Below are 6,328 nucleotides of genomic sequence, written 5' to 3'. Positions count from 1 at the left end.
GGGAAAGGGAAAGGGGTAAGGGGAAAAGGGGAAAGATTAAATTTATTCCTTTTCCCTTTAACCTTTAACCTTTAACCTTTTCCCCATCTCCCTTTTCTCCCCCACCTCCCTACTTACTTTTGATGTTTTTTTTGAAAAACCAAAAAAATTTCGATCGTATGAAACAGATAATGGGTTTACGAGTAATTTGCTGGTAAATTGATAGGCAAAACACTAGTAAACTTACTGGGATGCAGAATTATTCGACGGGTAACGCTGATTTCGCCTTAATTTCAGTAAAACAAGTTAGAGAGGAATGAGCGTTATGGGGCTGGGTATTGGGTATTAGATACTGGCGAAGAAATTCTTTTACAAGAACTTTCAGGTCAATGTGTTCCATTGTATGGGCGGCATTACTGTCTTCCTACACTAGTAGTTCGCTTTCGTGACTTGGCTCTTTAAAGGGGAAAGGAGAAAGGGGAAAGGGGAAAAGTTTTAAATCCCTTACCCTTTACCCCTTCCCCTTTCCCCAGCCCGAAAGAAGCGCATTTTTGGGTTGGCAAACCACTAGATGTGGTTCAAATACATGAAAGCTACTGTAAGTTTTGGTTCAAAAATCAATCAACATACTTGTTTTCCCAGTCCCTAGTTCAAATCAAGCCACCCGATAAGTATTTCAAGTGTTTTTGGCGAATTAAAAGCTTAATACTGGAAAACCATGAACACAACTTGGCAAGGAATAACCCAGTTGATAGATATTGGTTTATCGATGGGAGGACAGCAATTTTTGGCACAATCGCCCAGTTTGCAAACAAGTCAAGCAGTAAACGAAGGCGTCACTGATGTGCAAGGAGTTGTTGAACAGTTAATTCTGTTTATGCCTCGCGTGCTGGGGGCTGTGGTAATTTTGTTTGTTGGTTGGCTAATTGCAGCGATCGCAGCCACAGTAATACAAAAAATCCTCAACCGCACAAACATAGATAACCGGATTGCCGCAGGTATAACAGGTCGTCAGGATATTCCCCAGGTGGAGAAGTTAATCTCTGACTTGGTTTTTTGGAGCATCATCTTACTGACGGCGGTGGCTGTTTTACAAACGCTGAATTTAGAAATCGCGTCTCGGCCCCTCAATACTTTTTTGGAACAACTCATTGGCTTTTTGCCAAAGTTGGTTGGTGCTGGAATTCTTTTGGCAACTGCCTGGGTATTAGCTAGTATTGTCAAAATTATTACTGTACGTTTATTACGGACATTTAACCTGGATGAGCGTTTGAATCCACAACCTCCGGATAGCGTGCCCAGTCTCAATCAGTTGTCTCTAAGTGAAACCATTGCTAATGCTTTGTATTGGTTTATATTTTTACTGTTTCTCGTTCCGATTCTGGATACTCTCGGACTTCGGGAAGCCTTACAACCAGTACAAGCTTTAATTACAAAGATTTTGGTAATTCTGCCAAACATTTTAGCGGCGGCGCTAATTGCGGCAGTTGGCTGGTTTATAGCTAATGTAGTACGCCGGATTGTGACAAACTTGCTAGCGAGTGCTGGTGTTGACCATTTAGGTAGTCGATTTGGATTATCTTCCACTGCGGGAGTGCAACCTTTATCGAATATTATCGGTACGATTGTCTATATTTTGATTTTGATTCCTGTGGCGATCGCAGCCCTTGATGCTTTACAAATTGCTGCTATTTCCCAGCCAGCCATCGCTATGCTACAACAGGTTCTCAACGCCGTACCTGCTATTTTTACAGCGATCGCAATTTTGCTTGTTGCCTATTTCTTGGGACGATTTGTGGCAGATTTGGTCACAAGTATCCTAACTAATTTGGGCTTTAATAACATTTTCACTGTATTGGGTCTGACAACGCCTACCAGGCGAATTGTCATTTCTACCGAATCAGCAGAACCTACACCCCCTCCAATTCCCACCCGTACCCCATCAGAAATTGCAGGCATAGTTACCTTAGTGGGTATTATGCTATTTGCAACGGTGGCGGCGGTAAATATCCTGAATATTCCAGCCCTGACAACCCTAGTGTCTGGTATTTTGATTATTTTTGGGCGAATTTTGGCAGGTTTGATTATATTTGCCATCGGATTATTCTTGGCAAATCTAGCTTTTAACATTATTACCAGTTCTGGCGATCGCCAAGCACAAATTTTAGGACAAGTAGCGCGGATTTCCATCATTACTCTAGTTTCAGCAATGGCACTGCAACAAATTGGAGTTGCCAGTGATATTGTGAATTTAGCCTTTGGACTTTTATTAGGTGCGATCGCTGTTGCTATTGCCCTAGCTTTTGGCTTAGGAGGTCGTGATATTGCCCGCGAACAAGTTCAAGAATGGCTCAATTCTTTCAAAGGTAGAAACTAAAAGTTGATGAAGGCACAATTTTGTCTGTAAATTTTAGAAAATGTAGCTGTAAGCATCAATAAAGTAGAGAAAATCTATTACCATTTTTGCCTCAGAAGTTGAAATTTACAGCTTACAAGCTCGGAGTTTGAGTTTAGAACTTGACATTTCGAGTTCTAAACCTCAAGTTCCGAGTTCAGAAGTCGAAGGTTCGAGTTCTGAACTCGAAGTTTAGAGTTTCGATATGCTTATCAAGTCTGAGCCAATTCACAATTAAGCTCAGACACTTCTAGCAGAGTTGTCGCAGTAATTGTTTAACGATTCGAGCCGTGATAGCCATGCGTTGAAATGAGGACATCGGCTGCGAATTACTTGCAGTCCAATCAGTTCAGCCAACTGTGGCCCAAAAGTAGGTTTTGCTTTTTCATAATCAGGAAACAGAGCTATGATAAGCTTGCTAGGCGCTGTTTGCTGTCCATCGTTGATTAACTCAGGTGTCTCATATTGATTAGCAATAGCTACCAGAGCTTCAATCTCCTTTTGGCGACGCGCATCAAGGTATTCAAAACAGGTTGGATCGGCAAAAAGATATGCCTCATATTCATGCAACTGAATGTACGGGATGAATCGACAATCGTTGATATCTTCTGCAAAGCGTTGCTCTAAAAATTCAACCTGCCTTATGGGATTTTGGCGCAAACTTTCGGACTCAGCTAATCCCGGAAACTCAGGATGGATCTCATAGAAATCAATCATAGTAGTGAAGAATACATCAGAATTTCTATCTTCGCTAAGCGATCGCAGAATATCTTTTTTCATTGGCTCGTAATTACGTCCACCACCGCGATGTACCTTTCCCTTTTTTTTGGCGTGAGCAATCAGCCGAGGACTGTGCATAAACACTTCAAATTGACTTAAGTGTGGTTTTATTAAAGTGTCGGCGAATGTCTGCTCTGTTTGTCCTTCAGCAAATAGCTTAAGGCGCACCATTAATGCGGCCCTCCCCCAATAATATTTTTCTCCCAGACTTCTCCCAGACTGTACTCTTCGAGCCAAGCCTCTAATTGTGTGGAATTAAGCCGCTGAAATTGTGACTCCTTACCTTCTCGGTTGACCGCAATCACATCTTCAGGTTCAAAATTATCTAAAAAAGAACTAGATTGGGTGCTAATGACGATTTGCGTATAGAGTGAAGCTTTACTAAACAAGTCTGCCACAACATTTAGGGCATAGGGATGAAGACCTAGTTCTGGCTCATCAACAACGATGAGTTTTGGTAGCCTATCCTCTGGTTGTAACAGCAGTGTTACAAGACAGATAGCACGTAAAGTCCCATCTGAAAATTGATGGGGCCCAAATACTCTATCTGACTCTTTTTCTTGCCAGTTGAGAATGACACGATTAGATGCATCTGGCTCAAGTACAAAGTCATCAAAAAATGGTGCAATCAAACGGATTGTTCCGATAATACGTTGATAAGCTGAAATATCATCTTGGCGAAATTTCAGAAGTAATGCAGCTAAATTTCCAGCATCAGGCATGAGCCATCGGTTATCGCCAATGTAACAAGATTGCCGCACTGCTGCCGTAGAAGATGTATCGTGAAAGTGATATACACGGCAACGGTCAAGCAAGTACTTGAGTGCCTTAGCTGTTGTTATACCTTCCTCTGCTGCTTGATTGATTTTTGTTTCCTGATGTCCTGCACCTAATTGGTCAACCCTTGGGGATGTCCAACCCGTTTGCAGAAAGCTCAATGTTTCTTCGGCGAAGATCAGCGTATCACTGGCAGCATGGAATAAGCGCAGATGATACGTATCCATCCCGTTATCGACTTGGAACTCTAGTCTTGCTTCTATCTGAGGAGTTATTTTCGGCCCAAAGTACAAGAGAGACTGAGCGCGCCCCGACATCCCGATATATTGTTGGAAGCGTCCAGCCATCATCTCATTAAGCATCTTGAAGAACGAGATAAGATTGCTCTTGCCTGCTCCATTTGCTCCAATCAAGATATTTAAGGGATGTAACTCAAGATCCATCGCCTTAATAGATTTGAATCCTTTAAGAGTTAATCGTTGCAACCTGTCCAAAAATTACTCTCCTGAATCCGTAAATGTGTATTTATTTGCCCTTGTCTAACACCTGATACGCATGTGGGAGCGAGATGAGGCAATATTTCTTCGCAATTTAGTATTGTCACCTTTTGCACAAAATATGTGAAAAATATAAATTTTCAGTACCGCATCTTGAATTCTTGGCGGTGCGGCCCTTGGCGACAACGCACCGTACATTTCTAGGCTCACTTTCTAAGTTTTACTTTGTGGAGTAATTCGTCTTTAATGCGGTTGAGAATTGAAGTTTCATCAAGGGTTGTCAAAATCCGATTAATCACTGCTTTTGGCCCATCAGGCCCCCAAGTTGCACCGTTGGCTAAATAAACTTTGGTAACTTGCCCAATGCCGTAAGAAGAAACACCTGCAACTCCGGCTTGGGTGAGGGCTACGGATATATAAGGAGCAAAAGCAATACCAGCGGTAGCGGTTGCAGAGATACCAAGTAAAGTTTTTAGTCCACTCAAACCCAAGTTAGCCAATAGTTCGCTGGCTCCAATACCGCCCATACTGAGGGCAATTTTTTGTAGCAATTGTACGGCTCCGGCTTCGGTCATAGAGAAGCCATAGAGTTTAGATAAACCTAAAATTAAAGCAATATCAATAACTACACTACTAAGAATATCTACCACAGTTACCGGATTGAGAGCGATCGCCACTGCCTTAGCCATCACAGCTTTCCAAATGAGCTGATTGGCATTTTCCTCACGAATCATTAATTTTCGCTCTATCAATTGCTCATTTACGGTGTCAGCATAAAGCATAGTATTGAGAGCCACCAAAGCTTTGCCTTCGCGGTGCAAAATCTCCAAGATTTTCAGCTTCAGTTCTTCCACTTGGGCATTACCCTGACGCAACTGTATGCCTCTGGTTCCATCAGGGCGAAAAACTGCCGTTTTCACCAATGGCGATGCTGCTGACATGACAATTTCTAGGGGTGTGAGTAATTCCCGCACCCTTTCATCACGGATTTTGTGATAAATTGCCATGCGATCGGCTTCTGGATATTGGTCTACTTTGTTGAACACCAGAATTATTGGTTTACCTGCTTCTCGCAATTGAGAAAGGGCGATATGTTCTATTTTTGTCATGTCCCCAGATATGACAAACAAAATCAAATCCGCTTGTTTAGCAATCTGTTCAGCTAATGCAGCGCGGGTTGCACCATCTACCTCATCTAACCCTGGAGTATCAATTAATTCCACCTGTGATTGACCAACGCCAGGGAGAGTGACTCGCAAAGCCCGTTCAGTTTCCCCAACCGCCTCTTCACTAATAATCCAATTCACTCTTTGTGCAGCACGGGTAACACCATGCAGCGGCCCGGTTTCAAATACTGTTTGTCCAACTAAAGCATTGAGTAGCGAAGACTTACCACGTCCCACCATCCCAAAAGCAGCAATTTGCACCACCATGCGGTCTAACTTTCCTAACATGGTTTCCAAATCAGCAATTTCCGCCTCCAGCCCCGCTTTTTCTGGGGCGCTGAGGTCAAGATTAGTCACTAAATTTCGCAGTGCGGTTTGTGCTTGTTTGTAATTCAGTTCCGTTTGAATATCGTCAAAACTGAAAATGGCACTATCTAGTTCTTCCTCCCAACTGGGTGAGTTGCTGTGATGAGGTTCGGGCAATGTGGAAGTCATAATTTAGATTCTTAGTTAACCTCGCTATTCGATCCTAGTTATTTTTAACAGAGAATGGGGAATTGCGGATGGGGCATTGGGCATGGGGCACTTGTACTGAGCGTAGTCGTTGGCGCAGCCTCTCGCAGAGAAGTATTGGGCATCGGGCATTGGGCATCGGGCATGGGGCATTGGGCACTTGTACTGAGCGTAGTCGTTGGCGCAGCCTCTCGCAGAGAAGTATTGGGCATTGGGCATTG

The 6,328-nt window shown here is 43.1% G+C and carries 4 protein-coding genes and 1 pseudogene; 2 read left to right on the top strand and 3 right to left on the bottom strand.

The features are described from left to right. Positions 1-697 precede the first annotated feature (697 nt). Positions 698-2,356 (top strand): mechanosensitive ion channel, encoded by a 1,659-nt coding sequence (locus tag GNE10_RS30750; RefSeq protein WP_185569626.1) that lies wholly within the window; start codon positions 698-700, stop codon positions 2,354-2,356. Positions 2,357-2,614: 258 nt separating this feature from the next. On the opposite strand, the gene GNE10_RS30745 is transcribed toward GNE10_RS30750, so the two are convergent. The 3 genes from GNE10_RS30745 to GNE10_RS30735 form a co-directional block, all read right to left on the bottom strand. Further along, complete coding sequence (locus GNE10_RS30745; RefSeq protein ID WP_185569624.1) at positions 2,615-3,325, bottom strand: DUF4276 family protein; 711 nt, start codon at positions 3,323-3,325, stop codon at positions 2,615-2,617. Continuing rightward, positions 3,325-4,425 carry an AAA family ATPase gene (locus GNE10_RS30740; protein WP_185569622.1) on the bottom strand — a complete coding sequence of 367 codons (1,101 nt, stop codon included), beginning with the start codon at positions 4,423-4,425 and terminating at the stop codon, positions 3,325-3,327. The genes GNE10_RS30745 and GNE10_RS30740 overlap by 1 nt, the downstream gene beginning before the upstream one ends. Positions 4,426-4,634: 209 nt before the next feature. Then, positions 4,635-6,089 carry a GTP-binding protein gene (locus GNE10_RS30735; RefSeq protein WP_185569621.1) on the bottom strand — a complete coding sequence of 485 codons (1,455 nt, stop codon included), beginning with the start codon at positions 6,087-6,089 and terminating at the stop codon, positions 4,635-4,637. A gap of 54 nt (positions 6,090-6,143) precedes the next feature. On the opposite strand from GNE10_RS30735, the pseudogene GNE10_RS30730 reads away from it, so the two are divergent. Further along, positions 6,144-6,328 (top strand): annotated as a pseudogene (locus GNE10_RS30730) (hypothetical protein); the annotation flags it as partial.

It is taken from the genome of Nostoc sp. 2RC, from assembly GCF_014222165.1.
Taxonomy (GTDB): domain Bacteria; phylum Cyanobacteriota; class Cyanobacteriia; order Cyanobacteriales; family Nostocaceae; genus Nostoc; species Nostoc linckia.
The sequence above is the reverse complement of the archived record's forward strand: the minus strand, read 5'-3'. Positions and strand labels throughout refer to the sequence as shown.